Genomic DNA, 24,569 nt, shown 5'->3' with positions numbered 1-24,569 from the left:
CCCGTTCTACCGTCCGCTCCGGGCCGCGCGCATCCGGGGGCGATCAGCGGGTGGCGGTGACGGCGACGGTCGCGTAGGGCATGGTGAAGGTCCCGCCCAGTGCGTCGATGGCGGCGCCGACGCCGTCCAGCACCTCGGCGACCTGCTCAGCGGGGAGCCGCGTCAGCGTGCCCTGGGTGGGCATCTGGTCCAGCCACTCGTCGCGGGTGTAGGTGTGCTCCCACTCGAACCGCCACTCCTCGGGGGCGGTGAACCCGCCGGCCTCGGCGATCCCGGCGGCGGCCATGTCCAGGATCGGCCGGTACGCCTCCTGCCCCTCCCGCGCCGCCTGGACGTTGAACGGCGAGTCGGGCGCGACGCGCCGGTAGACCTCGGCGAACGCCTCGACGATCTCGGGCGGGAGCTCCGGCGCGTGCCAGAACACGGCGAGCCGGCCGCCGGGGCGCAGCAGCCGGGCCGCCTTCGCGGCGCCGGCGACGGGATCGACCCAGTGCCAGGCGGTCGCGGCGACGACGGCGTCGAACGTCCGGCCGGCCGGGTCCCAGTCCTCGATCGTCGCGACCTCGGTCTCGACGCCGGTGCGCCGCGCGAAGGCCGCCATCCGCGCGTCGGGCTCCACGCCGAGGACCCGGCAGCCGGCCGCCTGGAGCTGCCGGGCCGCGATGCCGGTGCCGCACCCGGCGTCGAGGACGTCGCGGCCGGGGCTGCCGGCGACGATCCGCTCGATCAGGGCGTCGGGGTAGCGGGGGCGGGTGCGGTCGTAGCGCTCGGTGTCGGCGCCGAACGACTCGGCCAGCCGCCGGTGCCGGTGAGGGGCGGGAGGCGGGGGCTCGGAAGGTATAGTGGTCATGTGCCCACTTTAAATGGGCGACCGCCCACTACGTCAAGGAGGAGTGCGCTGTGCCGACCGGGGTGGCCCTGCGGGACGCGCGGCAGCAGCTGTTCGACGCCGCCGAGCGCGTGCTGCTGCGCGACGGGCCGAACGCGCTGACCAGCCGCGCCGTCACGACCGAGGCCGGATGCGCCAAGGGCGTCCTGCACCGGCACTTCACCGACTTCGACGCCTTCCTCGCCGAACTCGTCGAGGACCGCATCGCCCGGGTCGAGGCGCAGCAGGCCGCCCTGTGCGCCGCCGCCGGGACCGGGACCGTCACCGGCAACCTCGCCGACGCCCTGACCGGCGTGTTCGAGACGGTCGCGGTGGCCATCGTCGCGCTCATCACCTCGCGGGACGAGCTGCGCGCGAAGCTGCGCGCGACGAGGCCCACCGGCGTCCCGCTGGCCACCGAGGCGGTCCACATGATCGCGGCCTACCTCGCCGCCGAACGCGACCTCGGCCGCATCGCCGCGGACGCCGACATCGACACCCTCGCACCCATGCTGATCGGCGGCGGGCACCTGCTGTTCGCCGACCGGACCGGCCCCCGCCCGGACGCCGACGCCGTCCGCCGCGTCGTCACCACGACCATGGCGGGGGCCGTCCGCGAACCATGAGTCACCGGCCCGCCGCGCCAGCCACGGCCCCGCGTCCACGCCATGACCTCGCTCAGGCGTCGTACGCCCCGCGCTTGACCTCGGTGAGGAACGTCCGCCACTCCCCCGCACCGAACGTCAGCACAGGCCCCGACGGATCCTTAGAATCCCGCGCCAGAACTCCCCGCGCCATCTCACCGACCTCGACACATTCGGTCCCTTGACCAGAGCTGTGGCTGCTGGTCCGCCAACATACGGTGGAGAGATCCAGTTCACTCATATCTCGGACACTATCCGCTCGATGAACCTCTGGGAGTCGTCCGCGGGAAGAGCGATCTCGCAGAGACGTTCGAACGCCTCCTTGTAATGGTCGACGTCCGCCGGTTCGTCCACGTACCAACTGCGTGTCAGGCTATGGACCGTCACCACCTCCAGCAGGGCCTCGGGACCGATCCCCAGGATGGTGAATGCGCCGTCACCTCCCGGATGAGCACCGGCGGAGAATGGAAGGACTTGCAGGTTGATATGCGGGCGCTCGCCCATGACCATCAGCCTGCGCAGCTGGCGCCGCATGACAGTGGCGCCGCCCATGACCTGACGCAACGCCGGCTCACCGAGCACGAGCGACATGATTGGCGGGCGCGCCTGACCGTGCAGCCGCTGGCGGCTGATCCTGAAGCTGACCTCCGTCTCGATATCCCGTGAACTGCGGAGCGCGCTGCCCGAGTCGGCGATGACCGCGCGGGCGTAGTCCTCCTCCTGGAAGAGACCGTGCACCAGAAGAGGCTGGAACATGCGAACGCTGGACGCGTCGGCCTCAAGGGACGCGAAGTCGACGACTCCCGGCTCCAGGCGCTCCTCGAAGTCGTGCCACCAGCCGTCCTGGCGGCCCTGGGCGGCGAGGGAGAGGAGCCGGCTGCGGACGAGGTCGTCCGTGACGCCGTAAACGTCCAGAATGTGTTTGAGGTCGCGGGGGCGAATGGCGCGGTGGCCGTTCTCGTAAGCGCTGAGCGATGCCTGCGAGCGGTCGAGGAGCCGGCACGCGGCCCGCTGGGTCAGGCCGAGTCCTTCGCGGAACATGCGCAGCGAGTCGCCGATCTTCTGACGGCGGTAGGTCTGCCGGTCGTATCCCATGACCCGCACGTTGTCACACTGCGTGCATGATCGCCTCTCTCCAGAGAGAAGTTAGAAATATTCGTTCTTCGCACGTTCACCTTCTCTATGGGCGGCCCTACGAATACCTCTCATCTACCGGAAGCGTGTTGTTGAGATGGCAGGTCGGCATGACTCTTGCGGGTGTCGAAGAGAAGGAGGAAGCGATGGCATCCGGCAAGGCTCGATATGTATGGGCGGGCATAGGGAACGGTATGGAGCTTCTGGGGGCGCTCACGCTTCCCGGGGTTGACCGTTCCGTCCCTTATGCTCGGCTTTTTCTGCGGGACACGCTGGTTCCCGGGCACATCTCCCCCGGGTCGGAATTGCTCGCGGACATGGCGCTGGTGGTGGACGAGCTGGCGGCCAACGGCATCCGGCACACCGCGTCCGGGAAGGGCGGCAAGATCACGATCGCGCTGTGGGCGGGACGCGGGGTGCTGCGCGCCGAGGTGACCGACGACGGTGCGGACGGCGCGCGGCCGGTGGTGCGGACCGATCCAGGTGGTGAGAGCGGGCGCGGCCTGCACATCGTCGCCGCGCTCGCGAAGGCGTGGGGGCACCGCCCCGACGGCCCCGGCACCACCGTCTGGGCCGACTTCCCGGCCGTCCGCCCGGCGTAGGGCTCAGCGGGTGATGCGGTGGCTCCAGTCGACCCGTTCCGCGGACGTCGGTTCGCGTCCGTGCGCGGCGATCTCGCGCAGCCTCGCGGCCGTCGGTTTCTGCGGTCCGGCGTCCAACGCCTCGGCGAGCGCCCGGACGTCGTCCGGCTTCAGCGGACGGCCGTCCTCGCCTCTGAACACGTAGCGCACCCGGTCGCCGGTCAGGGCGTCCCGCGAGGTCAGCACGCCGAAGGACGGTTCTCCACGCATGACGGTGGTGGAGCCGAGCCGGGCCTCGGTCGCGGCCGCGAGGTCGCATTCGTGCACGCCCGACCGGTCTTCGATGCGGCGGACCGTCCCCTGGAGCCATGCCCTTTGCGGGAGGCTGTCGCGTCGGCGCCGCAGAGCAAAGACCAGCAGCGCGGCCCAAGGCGGCCAGACGAGCAGCGCCTCCCATCGCAGGCCGAGCGTGCCTGCGGCGCAGGCCACGCCGAGGAGGAGCAGGAACAGCCCGATGCCCAGATCGTTGAGCGCCTTGCCGGGGCCGGTGTCAGCGGCGCCCTGCGCCGCGCGGCCCAGTTCGCGTTCGTCAGGCACGCCTCAGTGTCGCGCGCCGGGATCGCGCCGGGCTAGGGCCAGGTCGTGCGCGCTTTGAGCCATTCGAGGGCGGCGAGGCCCTGGGCGGTCTGGAAGGCGCGGAGGGTGGGGAGGCCGGGCGGCGGGGGCCGGCGGCCATGCCCGATGAGGAAGCCGGACCAGGCGACAAGGGCGGCCGTCACCGCGTCCCCGTCGGCGTGGCGGGCGGCCGGGTGGGCGGCGAAGAGGTCCTCGCAGGGCGGGCCGCCCTGCATGCGGACGCTGGGGAGGAAGAGCAGCAGGTCGAACCACGGGGCCGCCCTGCACGCCCACGGCCAGTCGACGACGACCACGCGGTCAGGGGTGAGGAGGAGGTTGTCGGCGCGCAGGTCGGCGTGGGCGAGGGTGGTGCCCGTGGCGGCGGCGGACCAGGCCGGCTCGGCCGCGGCGAGGCGCGGGAGGTGCTCCGCCGCCCACGGGTCGAGGCCCGCCAGGTCGTCGTCGCCGCGGCGGTGGGCGGCGAGAAGGTGCCGCCAGCCGTGGAACTCGTCCGCGAAGCGCTCCTCGGCCGACGGCGCCGGGAGGGGCGAAGGCGTCAGGGTCCGGGACAGGTCGGCGACGGCGTCCAGGACGCGGTCCAGTTCGTCCGGCGCCCACGGCTGGGCGGGCGGCTTGCCGTCGACGTCCTCGAACAGCAGGACGACCCAGCCGTCGCGGTCGAACGAGCCGAGGAAGGCCGGGGTGGGCGCGTCGTCCGGGAGGGCGGCGGCGATGGCGGCTTCGGCGCGGTGGATGGCGGGGCTTTCGGGGTTCGGCTCCGGGCCGACCGCCTTCACGAACGCGCGGCGGCCGTCGGCGAGGCGGAGGCGGGCGGCGACGCCCGGGGAGAATCCGCCGGGCTGCGTCGCGGCCTCCGCCACGTCGCCGCCGAGTTCCTTCTCGACGTCCGCGCGCAGTGCGGCGGGGATCGCGTCCCAAGGCAGGCGACGGCCGGTCGCGGGTGGTGTCATCCGATCATGCTGGCGATGGTGCCCGGACCGGCGCAACGGGATTTGCCTCCGTCGGACGGAGACCGGCGCGCTGATCCCGGGCGGCGGGCGCGGATCGCCGCCGCCCGGTCGCGGTCAGGCGTTCGGCGGCAGTGCGGTGCCGGCGCCGCGGCGGCGGACGGACACCGTCTCGGCGCGGCGGTGCTCGGGCATGCTGGGCGTCTCGGTGCCCTCCACCTCGAACCCGAGGTCCTCGATCATCTCCAGGTCGGCCTTGCCCGCCTGGCCCTCGCTGGTCAGGTAGTCGCCCAGGAAGATCGAGTTGACGATCTCCAGGGCGAGCGGCTGCAGGCTGCGCAGGTGGATCTCGCGGCCGCCGGCGAGCCGGACCTCGACGTCGGGGTTGACGAACCGGACCATCGCGAGGATGCGCAGGCAGCGCTGCGGGGTGAGCGCCCACCGCTCGGCGAGCGGCGTCCCGTCGAAGGGGATCAGGAAGTTGACGGGGACCGAGTCGACGTCCAGGTCGCGGAGCGCGAACGCGACGTCGACGAGGTCCTCATCGGTCTCGCCCATCCCGGCGATGAGGCCGGAGCACGGGGACAGGCCGGCGTCCTTGGACTTGCGGACGGTGTCCTGCCGGTCGCTGAAGTCGTGGGTGGTGCAGATGTCGCCGTACACGCCCTCGGAGGTGTTGAGGTTGTGGTTGTAGGCGTGGGCGCCGGCCTCGGCGAGCCGCTCGCCCTGGCCGTCGCGGAGCAGGCCGAGGCAGGCGCAGATCTCCACGTCGCCGCGCTCCTTGATCGCGGCGATGGTGTCGGCGACCCGGTCGACGTCGCGGTCGGTGGGGCCGCGGCCGCTGGCGACCAGGCAGACGCGCTTGGCGCCCGCCGCCATCCCGGCCGCGGCGGCGTCGGCGGCCTCCTCGGGCTTCAGCCAGGTGTACTTGAGCACGTCGGCCTGCGAGCCGAGCCGCTGCGAGCAGTACGAGCAGTCCTCGGGGCACAGCCCGGACTTGAGGTTGACCAGGTAGTTCAGCTTGACCCGGCGGCCGAACCAGTGCCGGCGGACGCGGCCCGCGGCGGCCACCACGTCGAGGATGTCGTCGTCGGACGTCGCCAGCACCGCCAGCGCCTCGTCCCGCGTCGGCGGCTCGCGCCGCAGTCCCTTGCCGGCCAGGGTCTCGAGAAGGCTCATGGCAGACGATCCTTGCAGAAGGGGCCCGGGGTGTTGATGACCAGGGCCGACAAACCGGACCGATCAGGTTTTGTACCGCAGTACCGAGCACAGCGCGTCCAGCGCGGCGGTATAGCCGGACTGGAGCGGGGTGCTGTACCCGACGACGAGGCCGCGCGGGCGCCCGTCCGGCCGCTGCCAGAACTCGCCGAGGGGCTGCAGGGCGAGGCCGCGCGCCGCCGCCCGCGCCATGACCTCGTCCTCGCCGGGGCCGTCGTCGGGGAGAAGGAGGAGCGCATGCAGGCCGGCGGCGACGCCCAGCACCCGGACGTGCGGCGCCCGCCGCCGCAGCGCCTCGACCAGTGCGTCCCGGCGGCGCCGGTAGCGCAACCGGGCGGCGCGGACGTGCCGGTCGTAGGCGTGGCCGGTGATCAGGTCGGCGAGGACGAGCTGCCCGAGCGACGGGGTGTGCGCGTCGGCGAGGCGCTTGGCCTCGGCGACCGGCTCGACCAGGGCGGAGGGCAGCACCATCCAGCCGAGCCGCAGTGCCGGGGCCAGCGTCTTGGACGCGGTGCCGGCGTAGACGACGTGGCCCGGCGCGGTGCCCTGCAGGGAGCCGACGGGCAGGCGGTCGTAGCGGAACTCGCCGTCGTAGTCGTCCTCGACGACGAGCCCGCCGGTTTCGCGCGCCCACGCGGTCGCGGCGCGGCGGCGGGTGGGGGCGAGGGTGGCGCCGGCCGGGTACTGGTGCGCGGGGGTGAGCACCATCGCGCCGGCCTCGGGGGGCAGGTCGGTGCGGGCGCCGAGGTCGTCCACCGGCAGCGGGACGACCCCGAGTCCGGCGCGGGCGACGATCATGCGGTGGTAGGGGTGGCCGGGCTCCTCCATCGCGATCGCGGACGTCCCGGCGTCGGCGAGGACCCGGGCGAGCAGCCCGAGCCCCTGCGCGTACCCGGACGTGATCACGATCCGCTCGGGGTCGGCGTCGACGCCCCGGACGCGCCGCAGGTAGTCGGCGAGCGCGGCGCGCAGTTCGGGGCGTCCGCGCGGGTCGCCGAGCGCGTGCGCCTCCGGGCCGGCCGAGGTCAGCACGCGGCGCGTCGAGCGAAGCCAGGCCGAGGCGGGGAAGGTGCCGAGGTCGGGGCGGCCGGGACGCAGGTCGTGCGCGGACTCCGTCCCGGCGGGCGCCCACGAACCGGCCCACGCGGGACCGCCGGACGGGCCGGGCGCGGGCGTCCCGGGCGGCTCCGGCTCGGCGGGACGGACCTCGGCGACCCGGGTCGCGGCGCCCTGCCGGGCCGTCAGGTAGCCCTCGGCGACCAGCTGGTCGTAGGCGGCCGTCACGGTGCCGCGCGCCACCCCGAGCTGGGCGGCGAGGGCGCGCGTCGAGGGGACGGCCGCGCCCGGCGCGAGGCGACCGGTCCGGATCGCGTCGCGGAGGGCGCGTTCGAGGGCGTCGCGGCGCCCGCCGGACGGGTCGGGCTCCAGGTGCAGGTCGACCCCGGAACTGGTCCAGTCTTTCGCCATGGAACTGGATCTTAATGTCGGTCCGGTCGCCGTCTAGGTTCGCGGCATGCTCACTTTCGCGCAGCTCAGCGACATCCATCTCGACGGCGGGGAGCGCGCCGGCGAGCGCGCCCGCCGCGTCATGCGCCATCTGGACGCCCTGCCGCTCGACGCCGTCCTCGTCACCGGGGACATCGCCGACCACGGCGCGCCCGCCGAGTACGAGGAGGCCCGGGAGGTCCTGCAGTCACCGCACCCGGTGCTGACCTGCCCCGGCAACCACGACAGGCGCGAGCCGTTCCGGAAGGCGCTGCTCGGCGAGGAGCCGTCCGGGGAGCCGGTCGACCGGGTGCACGAGGTCGGCGGCGCGGTCTTCGCCATGTGCGACTCGTCCGTCCCGGGCGAGGACCACGGGTTCCTCTCCGACGAGACGCTCGGCTGGCTGGACGGCGTGCTCGGCGACCGTCCCGAAGCCCCGGCGTTCGTGTGCTTCCACCATCCGCCGGTGACGCTCGGCGTCCCGTACGTGGACGGGATCCGGCTGTTCGGCGAGGACCGGCTCGCCGCCGTGCTCGCCCGGCACCCGCAGGTGGTGGCCGTGCTGTGCGGGCACGCGCACACGGCGGCGGCCACCACGTTCGCTGGACGGCCGCTGCTGGTTGCGCCCGGCGTCGTGTCCACGATCCGGCTCCCCGGGCAGGGCGGCGCCGTCGCCGACTACGAGGCGCCGCCCGGCGTCGCGTTCCACACGCTGGACGACGAGCGGCGCCTCACGACCCACTACCGGCCGGTCACCGGTGGGTCGTCCACGTCCGCGTGATCTCCTCGGCGGCGTCGCGGACGAGCGCCCGGTACCGCTCCACCGCCTCCGGCGTGAAGCGGTGCCGGGGGCCGCAGACGCTGATCGAGCCGTGCACCTCGCCGTCCGGGCCGAACAGCGGCGCGGCGACCGACCCGGCGTCGGCCTGCCGCTCCCCCAGCGAGACGCCGACGCCCTCGCGGGCCGTCTCGGCGAGCTGGACGCGCAGCGCCGCCTCGTCGGTGACGGTCCCCGGCGTCAGCGCGGCGAGCGGCCGCGCCAGCAGCGCCTCGCGGCGCTCCTCGGGCAGGAAGGCGAGGATCACCTTGCCCGAGGAGCCCGCGTGCAGCGGGAACCGGCGGCCGACCTCGACGGTCATCTTCACCTCGTGCGGGCTCTCGAACTGGTCGAGGTAGACCCGCTCGTCGGCGACCAGCCCGGACAGCGTCGTCGTCTCGCCGGTCTCGTCGCGCAGCCGGCGCAGCACCGGCGCGGCGGCGTTGCGGACGTTGAACCGGCGCAGCGCGCTGACGCCGAGCGCGACGGCGGCGGGCCCGAGCCGGTACCCGCCGGGGTCGGCCTCCAGCATCTCCCGCGACACCAGCGACCGCAGGATGCGGTGCACGACGGCCTTGGAGATGCCGAGCTCCCGGCTGATCGCGCTGACACCGAGGTACTGCGGCCCCCCGGCGAACAGCAGCAGCACGTCGGCGACCCGGCCGGCCACCTCGGTGCCGGACGACTGCCGCTCTTCGGTCTGGTTGGTCACCCGATGATCCTAGGGAGCCGTCAGCGGCCGCGGCGCAGGTACTTGCCGACCGGGTCGCCGAGCACCTTCCCGCCGGAGTACACGTGGTTGCCGCGCACGAACGTGTCGGTGACGCGCGCCGTCATCGGGAAGCCCTCGAACGGGGTGTACTCCTGCGTGGACTCGGAGTCGGCGGCGCGGACCGTCCAGGACACGTCCGGGTCGATCAGCGCGATGTCGGCGTCGTAGCCCTCGGCGATGGTGCCCTTGGTGAGCAGGCCGTAGCGGCGGGCCGGGTTCCACGAGGTCAGCTGCGCGACGCGCTGCAGCGGCAGGCCGCGCTTGATGCCCTCGCCGACGAGGCCGGGCAGCAGGTACTCGGCGCCGCCGAACCCGGACTTGGCGAGGAAGATGTCGTCGCGGTCGGCGCCGAACTTCATCTCGTCGCGGCAGCAGGCGTGGTCGCTGACGACCCAGTCGACCTCGCCAGCCAGGACGTGCCGCCACAGCGCCTCGACGTCCTCGCGGTCGCGCAGCGGCGGGTTGACCTTGCCGCCCAGGCCGTGCGCGGTGTCGACGTCAGCGAGCAGGTGCCCGATGGTGACCTCGCGGCGGAAGTCGATGTGCGGGAACGCCGACGCCATCGTCAGCGCCGCCGACAGCGCCTTCTCCGACGACAGGTGCAGCAGGTTGATGTTGGGCAGGCCGGTCTCGTGCGCCAGGTAGGACGCGATGGTGACGGCGAGACCCTCCGAGTGCGGCGGGCGCGAGGCGCTGTAGGCGCGCAGGCCGGTGAGCTTGCCCTCCTTCTCGACCATCTTCGTGTACGCCGTCATGATCTCGGCGGTCTCGCAGTGCAGCGACAGCGAGATGTGGTCGGCGTAGTCCGACAGCTGCTCGCGGGCCTTCTGGATGCCGCGCATGACGAACTCGAAGTGCGCGATGTCGTACCGCTCGTCCGGCGGCGTCATCAGGAACTCGCTCTGGCTGGTGGAGCGGCCGTGCAGCCCGTGGCTGCCGTAGAACATGAAGATCTTGAACGAGGTGACGCCGTGCTCCTCGACGAGGTACGGGATCTCGTCGATGTGCTCGGCCATCATCGGCGCCAGGTGGAACGCGTAGTCGACGTAGGCGTTGCCGTTCGCGGCGCTCAGCACCTCGGGGAAGAACTCCCGGTACGGGCCGCCCTTGTTCAGGTAGTACTGCCCGGTGCGCATGTAGGTCAGTGACGTGGTGACGCCGCCCTGCGCGCTCGCGCGGCTCTCCGAACGGGTGTCGGTCGCAAGCTCGTTGTAGATGCCCCAATGCTGGTGCGCGTCCACCACGCCGGGGAACGCCAGCTTGCCGCCGCCGTCGACCACCTTCGCGGCGTCGTCATCGGGGAGGTCGGGCGCAAGGCGGACGATGGTGCCGTCGTTCACGGCGATGTCGAGGCGCTCGGGCTCGGCGCCCTCGGGGGCGTCGGGACGGACCACCCGCACGTTCTTCAGCAGCAGCTCGGTCGTGGCCAATTCATCTCTCCTCAGTGTGTCGTGGGGCGGTCGGCGTTCGAAATGGTCACGGGGTCGGGCGGCGGCGGGCGACGTCGCCGGCCGCGAGGTAGGCGAGCCCGAAGGCGGGCAGCAGGCCGTTGCCGGGCAGGTAGCCGTCGGCGCCGTGGCCGGAGATCCCGGCGGCGGCGCCGCCCGCCGCGTACAGGCCCGGAATGGGGCGGTCGTCGTGGTCGACGACGGCGGCGTCCTCGTTGACGATCAGCCCGCCCTGGGTGTGGAACAGCGCCGGGACGACCCGGACGGCCGCGTACGGCGCGGCGAGCGGGCGCTCCCAGTTGGTGCGGCCGTGCTCGTCGGCGCGCTCGCCGCGCGCGGTGGCCGCGGAGGTCTCCAGCTCGGCGGCGAGGGCGCCCGCGGGCAGCCCGGTCGCCTTGGCGAGCCCGTCGGCGTCGTCGGCCCACACCAGCACGCCGGACTCGACGGTGTCGCGGAAGTCCTTGAACGGCTCGCACTGCTGGAAGACCGTCTCGTCCAGCACGATCCAGCCGGTCGCGCCGGGCCGGGCGGCCAGCTCGGCGGCGTACTCGGAGTAGCCGCGGGTCTCGTCGCCGAACCGGCGGCCCTCCAGATTCACCATGATCGCGCCGTGGATGATCGTGGCCCAGCCGACCAGGGTGCCCGCGCCCGCCGCGACGGCGCCGTGGCCCTGGTAGGCGTCGAGGTAGCCGGTGGCGGCGCCGAGACCGCCGCCGATCCGCAGCGCGTCCCCGAGGGACTGGTCGCTGCCCTGGTACAGAGCGTCGGCGATCTCCGGGAGGTGGCGGCGGACGAGGTCGCCGTCCGCGCCGAACCCGTTGGTGGCCAGCAGCACGGCCCGTGTCGGGATCTCCTCCTGCGTCCCGTCGGGGTACTGGACGACGGCCGCGCGGACGGCGCCGTCCTCGCCCGTCGTCACGTTGGTGAGCTTCGCCGGGACGAGCAGATCGATGTTCGGATGCGCGCGGGCGCGGCGGGCCAGGTGGTCGATCACGCTGGAGCCGTGCCGCCCCGGAACGGAGTGGCACCGCGTGACGGAGTGGCCCGGATAGTTGAAGTCGGTGACCAGGTCGAGCGGCAGTTCCACCGAGTCGGCGAGCCATTCGACCAGCGGCGCGCTGACCTGCGCGAGCGTGCGGGCGAGCCGGGCGTCGGCCTTGCCTTTGGTCTTGGCCGTGATGTCGTCGACGAACCGCTCGGGCGAGTCGTCCACGCCCTGCTCGGCCTGCCAGCGCGAGCCCGCGCCGGGGAACATCGCCGTGGACATCGAGGTGTTGTTGCCGCGCCGGAAGTGCTCGCTGGACTCCACGACGACCACGCTGAGGCCCAGTTCGGCGGCGCGCAGCGCCCCGGCGAGGCCGCCGCCGGCGCCCGCCACGACGAGATCGATGTCGCTCAAGACGCCCTCCCGGCGACGAGGACCTGCAGTGCGAGGGCGGTCGGGTCGACGACCTCCGCCGCGAACCGGCCCTCCTCGACGTCCACTGCGGAGCAGCCGTTGATCACGGCGGCGGCGCCCCGCGCGGCGAGCGCGCCGACCGCCTCGCCCAGCGCGGCGTTCCACGTCTCGCCTTCGGCGACGGCGTCGAAGGGCAGTTCCAGCACGGCGATCCCGGCGACGTGGGCGTCCAGCCCGTAGGCCTTGAGGCGGCGGCCCAGCTCCGCGCCGATCGCCTCGTTCCGCACCACGGCACCGAAACGGACATTCTTCGCAGCAAGCGCCATGCTACTCAGCCTCAGCAGCCCGTTGACCGGAACGCGCTGGTCAGACGGCCCGTCCGGGACGGCGGGGTCCAGCACGCAGTCGGGGAACAGGACGTCCCAGCCGTCGCCCGCGGCGGCCAGGGCCGCGGCGACCTCGCGCTCGGAGACCCGGATCGACTCCTCGTCGTCCAGCGATCCCGGGGCGCCGGGGCCGACGTCGCGCAGCTCGATGGTCAGGCCGGCGGGGGCGAGCCGGTCGTAGCGGGCCTGCCGCCGCGCGATCTCCTCGGGCGGCAGGTGGATCGGCGTCACGGACAAAGCACGCATCAACTCGGCTCCTTCTCAGCGGTGTCGTCGTCGGCCAGCCCGCGCAGGGCGGCGCCGACGCGGGGCAGGGCGGGCAGGTCGCGGGCGACCGCGGCGGCGCGGCCGACCAGGGCGGCGTGGCCCGGCAGCCACGCCGTCAGCATCCGGACCACGTCCTGCTCGGTCAGCGGCTCGTGGTCGGCGTCGCCGACCGGGTTCGGCTGCTCGCGGGTGAGGGACGTGCCGTCGTCCAGCTCGACCGTGACGCGGGCGGCGCGCTCGGCGGGCAGCCGCGCGGTCAGGTCGTCGGCCGCCACCAGGCGGACGCGGCGGGCGAGGGCCCGCAGCGCCGGGTCGCCGAGCCGGGCGGCGTCGGAGGCGCGCGGCCCGACCTCGCCGTCCAGCAGCGCGGCCGCGACGGCGAACGGGGTGGAGAACATCGCCGACAGCCGGTTGTCCCATTGGGGCGACCCGAGCCCGGCGCCGAGCGCGTGCGTCTCGACCAGGATCCCGGTGACGCGGGACGGGTCGAGGCCCTCGCGCAACGCGAGCACCGCGTCGGCGGCCGGGTGGGTGAACGAGCAGGACGCGTGGCGCTTGAAGTAGCCGCGCGTGATGTCCCAGCGCTCGCCGAGGCCGTCCGTCAGCTCGGCGGGGTCGAACCCGCCGAGGAGGTCACCGAGGGAGCCGGCGGCCGTGCCGGTGTTGCGGGCGAGCCCGGCGGCGGCCATCCGCGCCGCGACCAGGCCGGACATGTTGGACGCGCCCATCCACGCGTCCCGCACCGGGTTCCCGTCCGTCGCGGACGAGAAGTGCCCGGCGATCGGCATCCCGGCGCCCGTGTCGATCGCGGCGGCGGTGGCCTCCGGGCCGAGCCGCAGCAGCCGCGCGCACCCGGCGGCGGCGCCCGCGACGCCCCAGCTTCCGTGCGGGTGCGCGCCCGGCCGCAGCGACGTCGCGCGCCCGAACCGGGACGCGACCTCGTAGGCGGCCAGCAGCGCCGCGGCCGTGTCCGCGCCGGTGGCGTCGAGCCCGGCCGCCAGCGCGAGCACGGCCGGGAACCCGTGCGCCGCCGGATGGCCCTTGGCGTACTTGTTGCCCTCGTCCAGCTCCAGCGAGACCAGCGCCATCGCGTTCAGCCAGGCGGCGGCGTCGACCGTGACGGTCCGGCCCGCGCCGATCAGCGGGGCCGGGCCGTCCGGGGCGTTCCACGCCGCCCGGAGCGCCGCCTGCTCGTCCAGCGCCGCGCCGAGCGCGGTCACCCCGAAGACGTCCAGCAGGACGAGCGAGAGCCGGTCGAGCACCGGCCCTGGCGCCTTCGCGGCGTCCAGGCCAGCGGCCCACTCCCCCAGCCGCGCCGTCGCGTCCTTCACTTCCTCGTTCACAACCCCAGGTACGCCTTCCTGACGTCGGCGGATCCGGCCAGCTCGGCGCCCGTCCCGTGCAGCACGGCCGAGCCGCTCTCCAGCACGTAGGCGCGGTCGGCGATGCCGAGCGCCTGCTTGGCGTTCTGCTCGACGAGCAGCACCGCCACCCCCGAGTCGCGGATCGCCTTGACGGCATCGAGCACGGCCCAGGTGAGCTTGGGCGACAGGCCGGTGGACGGTTCGTCCAGCATCAGCAGCTTCGGCCGGGCCATCAGCGCGCGGCCGATCGCGAGCATCTGCTGCTGCCCGCCGGAGAACGTCTGCGCGATCGAGGCGCGGCGCTCGGCGAGGACGGGGAACAGCGCGAACACCTCGCGCATGTCCTTGTCGATCTCCGCGGCGGGACGCGTCCAGGCGCCCATCCGCAGGTTCTCCTCGACGGTGAGCGTGCCGAACAGCGCCCGGTCCTCCGGAACGTGGACGAGGCCGTCGCGGACGAGCTGGTCGGGGCGCCGGCCCGCGGTGGACTCGCCGCCGAACTCGATCGTCCCGGACGTCGCGCGCAGCTGCCCGCAGACGGCCCGCAGCGTCGTCGTCTTGCCCGCGCCGTTCGCGCCGACGAGCGCGACGATCTCGCCCGCGCCGACCTCCAGGTCGATCTCGTGCAGGATCTGCATCCGGCCGTAGCCGGCGCAGAGCTTGTCAATCCTCAGCATCGCCGGGCTCCTCTCCGAGGTAGGCCTCGATCACGCGCGGGTCGGAGGTGACCTGCTCGGCGGAGCCGGTGGCCAGCACCTGCCCCTGGTCGAGGACGAGCACCCGGTCCGACAGCCGCATGACGGCGGCCATGATGTGCTCGATGAACAGCAGCGTCGTGCCGTCCTCCTCGCGCAGCGCGGCGAGCAGGTCCAGCACGGGTTCGCGCTCGGCGGGGACGAGCCCGGCGAGCACCTCGTCCAGCAGCAGCACCTTGGGCCGCATCGCCAGGGCGCGCGCCAGTTCGAGGCGCTTGAGCCCGGCGGTCGGCAGCTCGGTCGCGGGCCGGTGCGCCCACGGCCCGAGCCCGACGCGCTCCACCACGTCCATCGCCTCGCCGCGCAGCTTGCGCAGCGGCTGCCGGCGGTGCTGGGCGGCCAGGCCGACGTTCTCCAGGACGCTCATGCTCCCGAACGGGCGCATCAGCTGGAACGTGCGGACCATGCCGGCGCGCGCGATCCGGTGCGGCGCCGCGCCGGTGACGTCCTTGCGGCCGAACACGACCCGGCCGGAGTCGGGCGCGATCGCGCCGCTGATCACGTTGAACAGGGTGGTCTTCCCGGCGCCGTTCGGGCCGATGATCCCGAGGATCTCCCCCGGCTCCACCTCGAACCCGACCTCCGACAGGGCGCGCAGGCCCCGGAAGTCCTTGCCGACGCCGTCGACGTCCAGCAGCTTCACCGCCGCCACCTCGCTTGGATCGTGCCGACGATGCCCTTCGGCAGCACCCGGACGATGAGGATCAGCAGCACCGCGTAGAGCGCGACGTCCAGGCCGCTGCGGCCCTGCAGGAAGTTCAGGAAGTCCGGCGGCGTGCGCAGCAGCGTCGCCGTCAGGTCCGACAGCGACCCGAGGATGATCGCGCCGACGACCGGGCCCCAGACCGTGCCGATCCCGCCGATCACCACGGTCGCGATCGCCTGGATCGACACCGAGGAGCCGAACGCCAGGTCCGGGTTCACGAACAGGTAGTACTGCGTGTAGAAGGCGCCGGCGACCGCGGTGATCGCCGCCGACAGCGCGACCGTGGCCAGCTTGTAGCGCATCACGGGGGTGCCGAGCGCGGCGGCCGCGACCTCGTCGTCGCGGATCGCGGTGACGTAGCGCCCCGTCCGCGAGTGCAGGAACAGGATGCTGACCAGCGCGGCGATCCCGGCGAGCGCGAGCGCCACCCAGAAGTAGGCGGGCGAGTCCGCGGCGAACTGGATCTTCCACAGCGAGGAGCCCTGGATCAGCGGGACGCTGAACCCGACGGCCTTGTTGGTGAAGTCGCTGGTGGTGGCGACGAGCCGGAGCATCTCGGCGAACGCGAACGTCGCGAGCGCGAAGTAGGCGCCGCGCAGCCTGTAGCGGAACGCGAAGTAGCTGATCACCACGGCGACGACGGCGGCGACCGCCATTCCGGCGAGCATCCCGATCCACGGCGACACGTTGTGCTTCACCAGCAGGTACGCGCTGGTGTAGGCGCCGAGGCCGAAGAACGCGGCGTGCCCGAAGCTGAACATGCCGCCGAAGCCGCTCATCACGTTCCAGCCGATCGCCATCAGCAGGAAGATCAGGATGCGGACCGCGACCGCGCCCATCGCGGGCGGCAGCACCAGCGGCAGCGGGATCGCGACGACGAGCAGCACCGCGAGGACGGCGAGCTGCCGGTTCTGCGGGCGCAGCGGCGGCGCCTTGGCGGGCCGGACCGCGCCGCCCGCCTCCCGCCCGCCGGCGATGGTGAGGCCGCTCATGACTTCCTCCCGAACAGGCCCTCGGGCCGCAGGAACAGCACGACCAGGAACACGACGAACACCCCGAGCAGCGAGCTCTGCCCGCCCATGTAGATGGTGGTGAGCTGCTCGACCAGCCCGATCAGCAGGCCGCCGACCAGCGCGCCCGCGACGTTGCCCATGCCGCCGAGCACCACCACCACGAACGCGGTGATGTTGAACTGGTCGCCGAGCGTCGGCGTGACGGTGACCAGCGGCGCGGCCAGCACGGCGGCGGCGCCGGCGCAGGCCGTCCCGATCGCGAACGTGAGCGTGTGGACGCGGCGGACGTTCACGCCGACCAGCTCCGCGCCCTGCCCGTTCGCGGCGACCGCGCGGATCGCGGTGCCGAACCGGGTGCGGCGCAGCAGGTAGAACAGCACGGCGCCGATCAGGATCGCGCCGCCGAACGCGTACAGCCGGCCGCCGGTCACCACCGCGCCGAACAGCGAGAACTGGAAGTCGCCGGGCAGCGCGACGGTCTTGGGCTCGGCGCCGAAGAACATCAGCAGGCCGTTCTCCAGCAGCAGCGACAGCCCGAGGGTGATCAGCAGCTGGTTCTCCAGCGTCGCGCCGCCCGAGCCGCTGAGCAGGCCGCGGTGCACGACCGCGCCGATGAGGAACAGCGCGGGCACCGCGATGACGAGGGTGAGGTAGGGGTGCAGGCCCGTGCCCTGCACGACCCCGAACGAGATGAACATCGCGACGGCGAGCAGGGCTCCGTGCGCGAAGTTGACGATGTCCAGCACGCCGAAGATCAGCGTGAGGCCCATCGCGATGAGCCCGTAGAGGCCGCCGGTCAGCAGGCCGGTCACCACCGACTGCCAGACGACCAGGCCGCTGCCGGACCGGAGCAGCGCGGCCACGATGGCGATCGCGACCAGGCCGCCGGTCAGGGCGGCGCGCTTGAGGAGGGGGCCGCTCAGGGCGGCCGCGCGGAAGTTCGCAGTTATGTCGCTCATGGCCGCCACGTCACCGAGTAGTTGGGCTGGGATTCGGCCTTGTCCTGGGGATAGACCTGCTTGATCTGCCCGTTCTGCACCTGCATCAGGACGGGCAGCGCGTTCTTGTTGTCGCCGTTGGCCGCGAACGCGATCGGCCCGGTGCCGACGGTCAGCGGCCGCACCTGCGACGCGGCGATCGCGGCGCGGACCTTCTTCGGGTCGGTGCTCGCCGCCCGCTCCACGCCCTGCGCGATCACCTGGACGGCGTCGTAGGCGAGGACGGCGCCGGTCCGCATCGGCGCGCCGTACCGCTTCTGGTACTCGGCGCGCAGCTTCACCGTCTCCGGGTTCTTGGCGTCGTAGTGGTAGTTGGTGCTGAAGTAGCGTTCACCGAGCGCGCCGACGTCGCTGACGAACTTCGGCTGGTCGAACGCGCCGTCCGACACGCCCCACACCGCGTTGAGGTTCGGCTTGACCGCGTTGATCGCCTTGGCGGCGAGCAGCCCGTCGCGGTAGTAGCCGGCGACGGCGAGCACGTCCGCGCCGGACGCCTTCACCTGCGTGATCTGCGCGGTGAGGTCGGACGCGGTGACGGCGTCGTAGCTGATGTTCGGGCCGACCTGGATGCCGAGCTTCTTGGCCGCCTTCGCGAACGCCTCGGCGGCGCCGGCGCCGAAGTCGGTCTGCTCGTGCAGGAACGCCACCTTCTTGACGGGCTTGCCCGCCTTCTCGGAGACCTCCTTGAGGTAGCGGGCCGCCGCGCCCGCGATCGCCGCGCTGCCGGGCTGCACGCGGAACGCGTACTTGTAGCCGTGCGCGAAGATCGCGTCCGACGCGGTCACGTCCATGACGAACGGGACGCGGTTGCGTTCGGCGACCACGGCCACGTTCGTGCTGACCGCGCTCTGGTAGGTGCCGACGAGGCCGACCGATCCCTCGGAGATGAGGCGCTGGGCCTCGCTCTGGCCGACCTCCGCCTTGCCCTGGGTGTCGCCGGTCTCCAGCTTCACCTTGCGGCCGCCGAGGGACGTGATGCCGCCGGCGGCGTTGATCGCGTCGACCGCCATCTGCGCGCCGCGCCGCATCTGCTGGCCGTCGACCGCGTTCGCGCCGCTGACCGGGTGCAGGGCGCCGATCCTCACGGGGCCGCTGTCGCGGCCCGCCGCGGCCCCGGCGGCGCCGGAGGGCGCCGAGCCGCCGCAGCCGGCGGTGGCGGCCAGCAGGGCCGCGCACGCGCCGAGCCCGGCGACGAGCTTTCGAGCCGACATTCACCTCTCCTGCCTGCCCGGCGCCACCCATTCGGCGCTCGTTCCGCTTAGAGGAACACCGGGCCACTGATGCGTCATCGTGGCATCCATCACGTGACCTGGTCAATATCTAGGCATAACTTGACGAAACTCGACAGCCGGTGCCAACTTGAAGACATCCGGCGCCCGCGCGGCGCCGAACCTTGGCCTGAATCTTGTTCCGCTAAGAGAAACGATCAGAACCGAAGGCGGTACCGCCCATGCCCGACGCCCTGTCCGGAGTCCGCGTGCTCGACGCGGCCACCCTGTTCGCCGGGCCGCTGGCGGCCACGCTGCTCGCCGACTTCGGGGCCGAGGTGATCAAGATCGAGCACCCGAAGGGCGACCCGGTGCGCAGCCACGGCGCGCGCCGCGACGGCGTCGGGCTGTGGTGGAAGATGCTCGGCCGCAACAAGAAGGCGGTCACCCTCTACCTCGGCTCACCCGAGGGCCAGGAGGTCTTCCGCCGGCTCGCCGCCGACGCCGACGTGGTGATCGAGAACTTCCGGCCCGGCACACTGGAGCGCTGGGGCCTCGGCTACGACGAGCTGAAGAAGATCAACCCCCGGCTGGTGCTGGCCCGGGTCACCGGGTTCGGGCAGACCGGCCCGTACTCGCGGCGGCCCGGCTTCGGCACGCTCGCCGAGGCGATGAGCGGGTTCGCCGCGATCACCGGCGAGCCGGACGGGCCGCCGACCCTGCCGCCGTTCGGCCTCGCCGACGGGATCGCCGCGCTGACCACCGCGTTCGCGGTGATGACGGCGCTGCGCGCGCGGGAGGCGACCGGCGAGGGCCAGGTCGTCGACCTGGCGATCATCGAGCCGATCCTGACGCTGCTCGGCCCGCAGATCATCACCTACGACCAGCTCGGCGAGCTGCAGGCCCGCACCGGCAACCGGTCGCACAACAACGCGCCGCGCAACACCTACCGGACCCGCGACGGCGGCTGGGTCGCGATCTCCACCAGCGCCCAGTCCATCGCCGAGCGGGTGATGCGGCTGGTCGGCCGCCCCGGCTACATCGACGAGCCGTGGTTCGCCACCGGCGCCGAGCGCGCCGAGCACGCCGACGAGCTGGACGAGGCCGTCGGCTCGTGGATCGCTCAGCGCGACCGCGACGAGGTCGTGAAGGCGTTCGAGGAGGCCGAGGCCGCCGTCGCGCCGATCTACACCGCCGCCGACGTGATGACCGACCCGCAGTTCGAGGCGCTCGGCACCATCGCCACCGTCCCCGACGACGAACTCGGCCCGGTGAAGATGCAGAACGTGCTGTTCCGGCTGTCGCAGACGCCCGGGCGCATCGACTCGGCCGGGCCGCCGCTCGGCGCGCACACCGCCGAGATCCTCGGCCGGTACGGGGTGGGCGAGGCGGAGCTGGCCGAGCTGCGCGCCAAGGGGGTCGTGAAATGACCGAGCCGGAGCATCCGCACCGGACCTGGCTGTACGTCCCCGGCGACCGTCCCGACCGCATCGGCAAGGCCCTGGACTCCGGTGCGGACGCCGTCATCCTCGACCTCGAGGACGCCGTCGCCCCGGACGCGAAGGAGACCGCGCGCCGCACCGTCGCCTCCGCCCTGGCGGAAGGGCGGCCCGCCTACGTGCGGATCAACGCGCCCGGCACGCCGGACGGCACCGCCGACATCGGGCTGCTGGCGTCCGCGCCCGGCGCGCTCGCCGGGGTCCGCATCCCCAAGTGCGAGGACCCGGCCGCGCTGCGCCGCGTCGCCGACGCGCTCGGCGTGCCGGTGTTCCCCGTCCTGGAATCAGCGCTCGGCATCGAGAACGCCCTGGCCCTCGCGACCGCGCACCCGCTTGTCGCCGGGATCTCGCTCGGCGAGGCTGACCTGTCCGCGGACCTGCGGGTGACCGGCGGCGACGCGCTCGCGTGGCCGCGCTCGCGGGTGGTCGTCGCGGCCCGCGCCGCTCGGCTGCCGTCCCCGCCGCAGAGCGTCTGGACCGCCGTCCGCGACCTGGACGGCCTGCGCGCCGACACCGCCGCCGCGCACCGCGCCGGGTTCTTCGGCCGGTCGGTGATCCACCCCGCGCAGATCCCTGTCGTCCACGAGGCGTGCGCGCCCGACCCCGGCGACGTCGCCTGGGCGCGCGGCCTCATGGACCAGCTCACCGAGCGCGACGGCACGGCCGGTGCCGCCGCGTGGATCGACTCCGCCGGCCGGTTCGTGGACAAGGCGGTCGTCGAGCGCGCCTCCTGGATCCTCGCCGTCGCCGCGTCCGCCCACCGCACCGCATCGCAGAAGGAAGGCTCCCCCTCATGACCACCCAGGACCCGCTGCTCGCGGCGGTCGCCCGCGGCGTCCGGCTGATCGAGCTCGGCCACCCGTTCTTCACCGGCATGCCCTGCTCCCCGAACCACCCCGGCTTCCGGATGACGCTGATCCGCCGGCACGGCGACATGCGGCGCCCGGACGGCGGCTCGGCCGCCAACGAGATCATCGTGACCGGCGGGCACGTCGGCACCCACATCGACGCGCTCTCGCACGTCAGCCACGACGGCGAACTGCACGGCGGGATCGACGCCGAGGAGGCGCAGCGCGGCGGGGCGTTCACCAGCCACGGCGCCGAGAACCTGCCCGGGCTGCTGCGCCGCGGCGTCCTGCTGGACGTCGCCGCCGTGCACGGCGTCGCGACGCTGCCGCCCGGCTACGGGGTGACCGCCGAGGACCTGGACCTCGCCGCCAAGCGGGCCGGGACCGAGCCCGGCGAGGGCGACGTCGCGCTGATCCGCACCGGCTGGTCCCGCAACTTCGGTGACACCACCGCCTACCTGGGCAAGGAGACGGGCGTGCCCGGCGCGACCCAGGACGCCGCCCGCTGGCTCGCCGACCGGAGGATCGTCGCGACCGGCGCCGACACCACCGCCTACGAGCAGATCCCGGCGGGCGCCGGGCACGCGGTGCTGCCCGTCCACCGGATCCTGCTGGTCGAGTCGGGGATCTTCATCATGGAGCACCTGAACCTGGAGGCGCTCGCCGAGGCCGGGCTGCACGAGTTCGCGTTCGTGCTGGCGCCGCTGCGGATCCAGGGCGGCACCGGCTCCCCCGTCCGCCCGCTCGCGGCGGTGTCGGCATGACCGCGCCCACCCCGGTGCAGCGGTTCGCCGCGCTCGCCGCCGGCGCAAGGGCGGACGGGCTGCCCGCCGACCTGCGCGCCGACGCCGCGCGGCGCGTCCTGGACGCCCTCGGCAACAGCCTCGGCGCGACCGGCGAGGCGCCGGCCCGCGCGGTCGGCGACCTGGTCGCCGAATGGGGCGGCGCGGGGCGCGCCACCGCGATCGGCACCGGCGCCCGCCTCCCCGAGCCCAGCGCCGCCCTGCTCAACGGCACCCTCGCGCACTCGCTCGACTTCGACGACACGCACCTGCCGTCGGTGCTGCACCCGTCCGCATCGGTAGTGCCCGCCGCGCTCGCGGCCGCCGAGGCGCGCGGTGCGACGGGCGCGGCGCTGCTGGACGCGGTCGGCGTCGGCGTGGAGATCACCGTCCGGCTCGGCATGGCCGGCTACGACCGGGAGCTGGGCAACTCGGTGTTCTTCGAGCGCGGCCAGCACGCCACCGCGATCTGCGGCGCCGTCGGGGCGGCGGCCGCCGCCGCGATGCTGTCGGGCCTGGACGCGGCCGGCATCGCCGACGCGATGGGCATCGCCGCCAGCATGGGCTCGGGGATCCTGGAGGCCAACCGGACCGGCGGGACCGTCAAGCGGATCCACTGCGGCTGGGCCGCGCACGCCGCCGTCACCGCCGCCGGTCTCGCCCGCACCGGCATCACCGGCCCGCCGACCGTGTTCGAGGGACGGTTCGGGTTCCTGCAGGCGTGGTGCGGCGACCAGGTCGACCTCGGCGCGCTCACCGACCGGCTCGGCGAGCACTGGGAACTGCCCGGGATCTTCTTCAAGCCGTACCCGTGCAACCACTTCACCCATGCGGGCATCGACGCCGCGCTCCGCCTGCGCGCGCGGGGTCTCGACCCGTCCGGCATCGAGGGCATCGAGCTGGGCGCGCCGACGGCCGTGCTGCGGACGATCGGCGAGCCCCGCGAGGACAAGATCCGTCCGAAGTCTGGGTACCACGCCGCGTTCTCCGGCCCGTACACGGTCGCGGCGGCGCTGCTGGGCGGCGGCGGGCTCGGCGTCTTCCACGAGGACTTCACCGACGAGGCCGCCGCCGACCCGGAGCGGCTCGCGCTGGCCGCGAAGGTCCGGTGCGTGCCGGACGCCCGCTGCGACGAGATCTTCCCGCACCAGTTCCCGGCCGTCCTGCGCGTCACGACCCGGGACGGCGCCGTAATGGAGGAGCGGGTGGACGCCAACCGCGGCGGCCCGGGCAACCCGCTGTCGGCCGACGAGCTGGCGACCAAGTTCCGCCTCAACGCCACCCGCCGCGTCACCCCGGGCCAGGCCGACCGCATCACCGACCTGACCTACTCCCTCGCCGACGTCGAGGACCTGAGCGCCCTCACCGCCCTCCTCGCCTGACCCGGACGTCAGGTGTGCTCCATGACGAAGGTCGCGGTGGTGCCGGGGGCGAGGGCGCGGAAGACGTGCGGGGCGTCGCCCGGATAGGCGACGTAGTCACCGGGCCCGAGTTCGACGGGGTCGTCGGCCGGGCCCGCGAGCGCCCGGCCCGCGCCGATGACCACGTGCTCGGTCGTGCCCGGCATGTGCGGGTCGGACAGGTGCGGCTCCCCCGGCTCCGCCGCGACGCGGTAGACGTCGCGGCGGGCGTTCGGCGGGCAGGACGCCAGCAGCGTCGCCGTGTAGTCCGCCTGCTCTGACCGCGTGGCGGGCCCTTCACCTGCGCGGACGACCCGCACGCCCGCCCGCGGCGGGTCGACCAGCCGGCTGAACGGGACGTCGAGGGCCGCGCCGAGCGCCCACAGCGTCTCCACGCTCGGGTTGCCGGTGCCCGCCTCCAGCTGCGACAGCGTCGATTTCGCGAGGCCGGCTCGGCGGGCCAGCTCGGTCTGGGTGATCCCGGCGCGGGCGCGCTCGCGCCGGATCGAGGCGGCGATCAGCGCGATCAGGTCCAGGTTCCCCACGTGTTCACTCCAGAAGTCCGGGCGTTCAGTTTGACGAACGCCCCTGCGTTTGTTCATTGTAATGGACAGACGTTCGCCACATCGGACTGGAGCGATCATGGAGCATCTCGGCATCCTCGCCCACAGCGCGGAGGGCGCCGCGCTGTGCTTCCGCGCCTTCTGCCAGGAGGGCTTCCGCGAGCTGGGCCCCGACGACCACCCCGACGTCACGCTCGACCTGATCGCGCTCGCGCGCAGCATGCCGTCCTGGGACGCGGGCGACCACGACGCCGTCCGCGCGATCCTCGCCGAGAGCGTCCGGCGGCTCGCCGCGGCGGGCGCGGACTTCTTCGCCTGCCCCGACAACACCGCCCACATGGCCCTGGAACGCCCGGGCGCCGATCTGGCGCTCCCCGGCCTGCACATCGCGCAGGTCGTCGCCGACCAGGCCGCCCGCGACGGGCGCCGCCGCGTCGGCGTCCTCGGCACCCGCTACACCATGGACGGCCCCGTCTATCCGCGCGAACTCGGTGCCCGCGGCATCGAGGCCGAGGTGCCGGACGCCGCCGACCGCGCCCGCGTCCACGAGATCATCTTCGGTGAGCTGGTGAACGGCGTGATCACCGACGAGTCGCGCCGTGCGTACGTGCGGATCATCGAGCGGCTCGCCGAGCGCGGCTGCGACGCGGTCGCGCTGGTCTGCACCGAGATCCCGCTGCTGGTCACGCCGGAGGCGTCGCCGCTGCCGACGCTGGACTCGACGCGCCTGCTCGCCCGCGCCGCGTTCGAGGTCGCGGCGGGCCGCCGTCCGATGCCGTCCTGGCGCGGCGGACACTTCGACGAGCGGTGAAACGATCCGCCCCTAGATTC

Annotated in this window: 26 protein-coding genes; 8 read left to right on the top strand and 18 right to left on the bottom strand. The window is 73.7% G+C overall.

Annotated features, from left to right (window positions below; genetic code table 11):
* Positions 1-43: 43 nt before the first annotated feature.
* Positions 44-850: a class I SAM-dependent methyltransferase gene (locus J4709_RS33580; RefSeq protein ID WP_208246847.1), complete on the bottom strand. Its 807-nt coding sequence runs from the start codon at positions 848-850 to the stop codon at positions 44-46.
* A gap of 50 nt (positions 851-900) precedes the next feature.
* On the opposite strand from J4709_RS33580, the gene J4709_RS33575 reads away from it, so the two are divergent.
* Positions 901-1,494 (top strand): TetR/AcrR family transcriptional regulator, encoded by a 594-nt coding sequence (locus J4709_RS33575; RefSeq protein WP_208246844.1) that lies wholly within the window; start codon positions 901-903, stop codon positions 1,492-1,494.
* 52 nt (positions 1,495-1,546) lie between these two features.
* Here J4709_RS33575 and J4709_RS33570 read toward each other — a convergent pair whose 3' ends face one another.
* Both J4709_RS33570 and J4709_RS33565 read right to left on the bottom strand, forming a co-directional pair.
* On the bottom strand, positions 1,547-1,753 hold the full coding sequence (locus J4709_RS33570; protein ID WP_208246843.1) for a DUF397 domain-containing protein: 207 nt from the start codon (positions 1,751-1,753) through the stop codon (positions 1,547-1,549).
* Positions 1,750-2,607 (bottom strand): helix-turn-helix domain-containing protein, encoded by an 858-nt coding sequence (locus J4709_RS33565; protein WP_208246841.1) that lies wholly within the window; start codon positions 2,605-2,607, stop codon positions 1,750-1,752. The genes J4709_RS33570 and J4709_RS33565 overlap by 4 nt, the downstream gene beginning before the upstream one ends.
* 26 nt (positions 2,608-2,633) lie before the next feature.
* Between J4709_RS33565 and J4709_RS33560 the strand changes: the two genes are divergently transcribed.
* On the top strand, positions 2,634-3,248 hold the full coding sequence (locus J4709_RS33560; RefSeq protein ID WP_307801765.1) for an ATP-binding protein: 615 nt from the start codon (positions 2,634-2,636) through the stop codon (positions 3,246-3,248).
* Between the two features lie 3 nt (positions 3,249-3,251).
* On the opposite strand, the gene J4709_RS33555 is transcribed toward J4709_RS33560, so the two are convergent.
* The 4 genes from J4709_RS33555 to pdxR form a co-directional block, all read right to left on the bottom strand.
* Positions 3,252-3,824, bottom strand: coding sequence for a hypothetical protein (locus tag J4709_RS33555; RefSeq protein WP_208246836.1), 573 nt, complete (start codon positions 3,822-3,824; stop codon positions 3,252-3,254).
* 32 nt (positions 3,825-3,856) lie between these two features.
* Positions 3,857-4,813, bottom strand: coding sequence for an aminoglycoside phosphotransferase family protein (locus tag J4709_RS33550; protein ID WP_208246834.1), 957 nt, complete (start codon positions 4,811-4,813; stop codon positions 3,857-3,859).
* 114 nt (positions 4,814-4,927) lie between these two features.
* Positions 4,928-5,989: a biotin synthase BioB gene (gene bioB / locus J4709_RS33545; RefSeq protein ID WP_208246832.1), complete on the bottom strand. Its 1,062-nt coding sequence runs from the start codon at positions 5,987-5,989 to the stop codon at positions 4,928-4,930.
* Between the two features lie 63 nt (positions 5,990-6,052).
* The gene (gene pdxR / locus J4709_RS33540) at positions 6,053-7,495 is read right to left on the bottom strand and encodes a MocR-like pyridoxine biosynthesis transcription factor PdxR (RefSeq protein WP_208246830.1); all 1,443 of its coding nucleotides are present in this window, start codon (positions 7,493-7,495) and stop codon (positions 6,053-6,055) included.
* 46 nt (positions 7,496-7,541) lie between these two features.
* Between pdxR and J4709_RS33535 the strand changes: the two genes are divergently transcribed.
* Positions 7,542-8,294, top strand: a complete 753-nt coding sequence (locus J4709_RS33535; RefSeq protein WP_208246828.1) for a phosphodiesterase — start codon at positions 7,542-7,544, stop codon at positions 8,292-8,294.
* On the opposite strand, the gene J4709_RS55850 is transcribed toward J4709_RS33535, so the two are convergent.
* Genes J4709_RS55850 through J4709_RS33485 form a run of 10 tightly spaced genes read right to left on the bottom strand, consistent with a single transcriptional unit; the run spans position 8,266 to position 18,649 of the window.
* Complete coding sequence (locus J4709_RS55850; RefSeq protein WP_208246826.1) at positions 8,266-9,042, bottom strand: IclR family transcriptional regulator; 777 nt, start codon at positions 9,040-9,042, stop codon at positions 8,266-8,268. The two genes, J4709_RS33535 and J4709_RS55850, sit on opposite strands and share 29 nt — an antisense overlap.
* A gap of 20 nt (positions 9,043-9,062) precedes the next feature.
* On the bottom strand, positions 9,063-10,532 hold the full coding sequence (locus tag J4709_RS33525; RefSeq protein WP_208246824.1) for a dihydroorotase: 1,470 nt from the start codon (positions 10,530-10,532) through the stop codon (positions 9,063-9,065).
* Between the two features lie 46 nt (positions 10,533-10,578).
* The gene (locus J4709_RS33520; RefSeq protein ID WP_232384426.1) at positions 10,579-11,949 is read right to left on the bottom strand and encodes an FAD-dependent oxidoreductase; all 1,371 of its coding nucleotides are present in this window, start codon (positions 11,947-11,949) and stop codon (positions 10,579-10,581) included.
* Entirely contained in the window at positions 11,946-12,581 is a 636-nt protein-coding gene (locus J4709_RS33515; RefSeq protein ID WP_208246822.1) for an aspartate/glutamate racemase family protein, read from the bottom strand. The genes J4709_RS33520 and J4709_RS33515 overlap by 4 nt, the downstream gene beginning before the upstream one ends.
* Positions 12,581-13,945 carry an MmgE/PrpD family protein gene (locus J4709_RS33510; RefSeq protein ID WP_208246820.1) on the bottom strand — a complete coding sequence of 455 codons (1,365 nt, stop codon included), beginning with the start codon at positions 13,943-13,945 and terminating at the stop codon, positions 12,581-12,583. Before J4709_RS33510 ends, J4709_RS33515 begins: the two co-directional genes overlap by 1 nt.
* On the bottom strand, positions 13,942-14,643 hold the full coding sequence (locus J4709_RS33505; RefSeq protein ID WP_208246819.1) for an ABC transporter ATP-binding protein: 702 nt from the start codon (positions 14,641-14,643) through the stop codon (positions 13,942-13,944). Before J4709_RS33505 ends, J4709_RS33510 begins: the two co-directional genes overlap by 4 nt.
* Entirely contained in the window at positions 14,630-15,364 is a 735-nt protein-coding gene (locus J4709_RS33500; RefSeq protein ID WP_208246817.1) for an ABC transporter ATP-binding protein, read from the bottom strand. Before J4709_RS33500 ends, J4709_RS33505 begins: the two co-directional genes overlap by 14 nt.
* Positions 15,361-16,419, bottom strand: a complete 1,059-nt coding sequence (locus tag J4709_RS33495) for a branched-chain amino acid ABC transporter permease (protein WP_208246815.1) — start codon at positions 16,417-16,419, stop codon at positions 15,361-15,363. The genes J4709_RS33500 and J4709_RS33495 overlap by 4 nt, the downstream gene beginning before the upstream one ends.
* Positions 16,416-17,399, bottom strand: coding sequence for a branched-chain amino acid ABC transporter permease (locus tag J4709_RS33490; RefSeq protein WP_208246813.1), 984 nt, complete (start codon positions 17,397-17,399; stop codon positions 16,416-16,418). The genes J4709_RS33495 and J4709_RS33490 overlap by 4 nt, the downstream gene beginning before the upstream one ends.
* Positions 17,396-18,649, bottom strand: a complete 1,254-nt coding sequence (locus tag J4709_RS33485) for an ABC transporter substrate-binding protein (protein WP_208246811.1) — start codon at positions 18,647-18,649, stop codon at positions 17,396-17,398. The genes J4709_RS33490 and J4709_RS33485 overlap by 4 nt, the downstream gene beginning before the upstream one ends.
* Positions 18,650-18,888: 239 nt before the next feature.
* Between J4709_RS33485 and J4709_RS33480 the strand changes: the two genes are divergently transcribed.
* From J4709_RS33480 to J4709_RS33465, 4 genes are read left to right on the top strand one after another with little or no spacing between them, the layout of a single operon-like run.
* Positions 18,889-20,076 carry a CaiB/BaiF CoA transferase family protein gene (locus J4709_RS33480; RefSeq protein ID WP_208246809.1) on the top strand — a complete coding sequence of 396 codons (1,188 nt, stop codon included), beginning with the start codon at positions 18,889-18,891 and terminating at the stop codon, positions 20,074-20,076.
* Entirely contained in the window at positions 20,073-20,942 is an 870-nt protein-coding gene (locus J4709_RS33475) for an HpcH/HpaI aldolase/citrate lyase family protein (RefSeq protein WP_208246807.1), read from the top strand. Before J4709_RS33480 ends, J4709_RS33475 begins: the two co-directional genes overlap by 4 nt.
* On the top strand, positions 20,939-21,757 hold the full coding sequence (locus J4709_RS33470; protein ID WP_208246805.1) for a cyclase family protein: 819 nt from the start codon (positions 20,939-20,941) through the stop codon (positions 21,755-21,757). Before J4709_RS33475 ends, J4709_RS33470 begins: the two co-directional genes overlap by 4 nt.
* Positions 21,754-23,157, top strand: a complete 1,404-nt coding sequence (locus J4709_RS33465; RefSeq protein ID WP_208246803.1) for an MmgE/PrpD family protein — start codon at positions 21,754-21,756, stop codon at positions 23,155-23,157. Before J4709_RS33470 ends, J4709_RS33465 begins: the two co-directional genes overlap by 4 nt.
* 8 nt (positions 23,158-23,165) lie before the next feature.
* Here J4709_RS33465 and J4709_RS33460 read toward each other — a convergent pair whose 3' ends face one another.
* Positions 23,166-23,720: a helix-turn-helix domain-containing protein gene (locus J4709_RS33460; RefSeq protein ID WP_307801763.1), complete on the bottom strand. Its 555-nt coding sequence runs from the start codon at positions 23,718-23,720 to the stop codon at positions 23,166-23,168.
* A 97-nt stretch (positions 23,721-23,817) separates the two neighbouring features.
* Between J4709_RS33460 and J4709_RS33455 the strand changes: the two genes are divergently transcribed.
* Positions 23,818-24,549, top strand: a complete 732-nt coding sequence (locus J4709_RS33455; protein WP_208246799.1) for an aspartate/glutamate racemase family protein — start codon at positions 23,818-23,820, stop codon at positions 24,547-24,549.
* Positions 24,550-24,569 lie beyond the last annotated feature (20 nt).

The sequence above is a fragment of the Actinomadura violacea genome, from assembly GCF_017573465.1.
Classification (GTDB): Bacteria; Actinomycetota; Actinomycetes; order Streptosporangiales; family Streptosporangiaceae; genus Spirillospora; species Spirillospora violacea.
The sequence above is the reverse complement of the archived record's forward strand: the minus strand, read 5'-3'. Positions and strand labels throughout refer to the sequence as shown.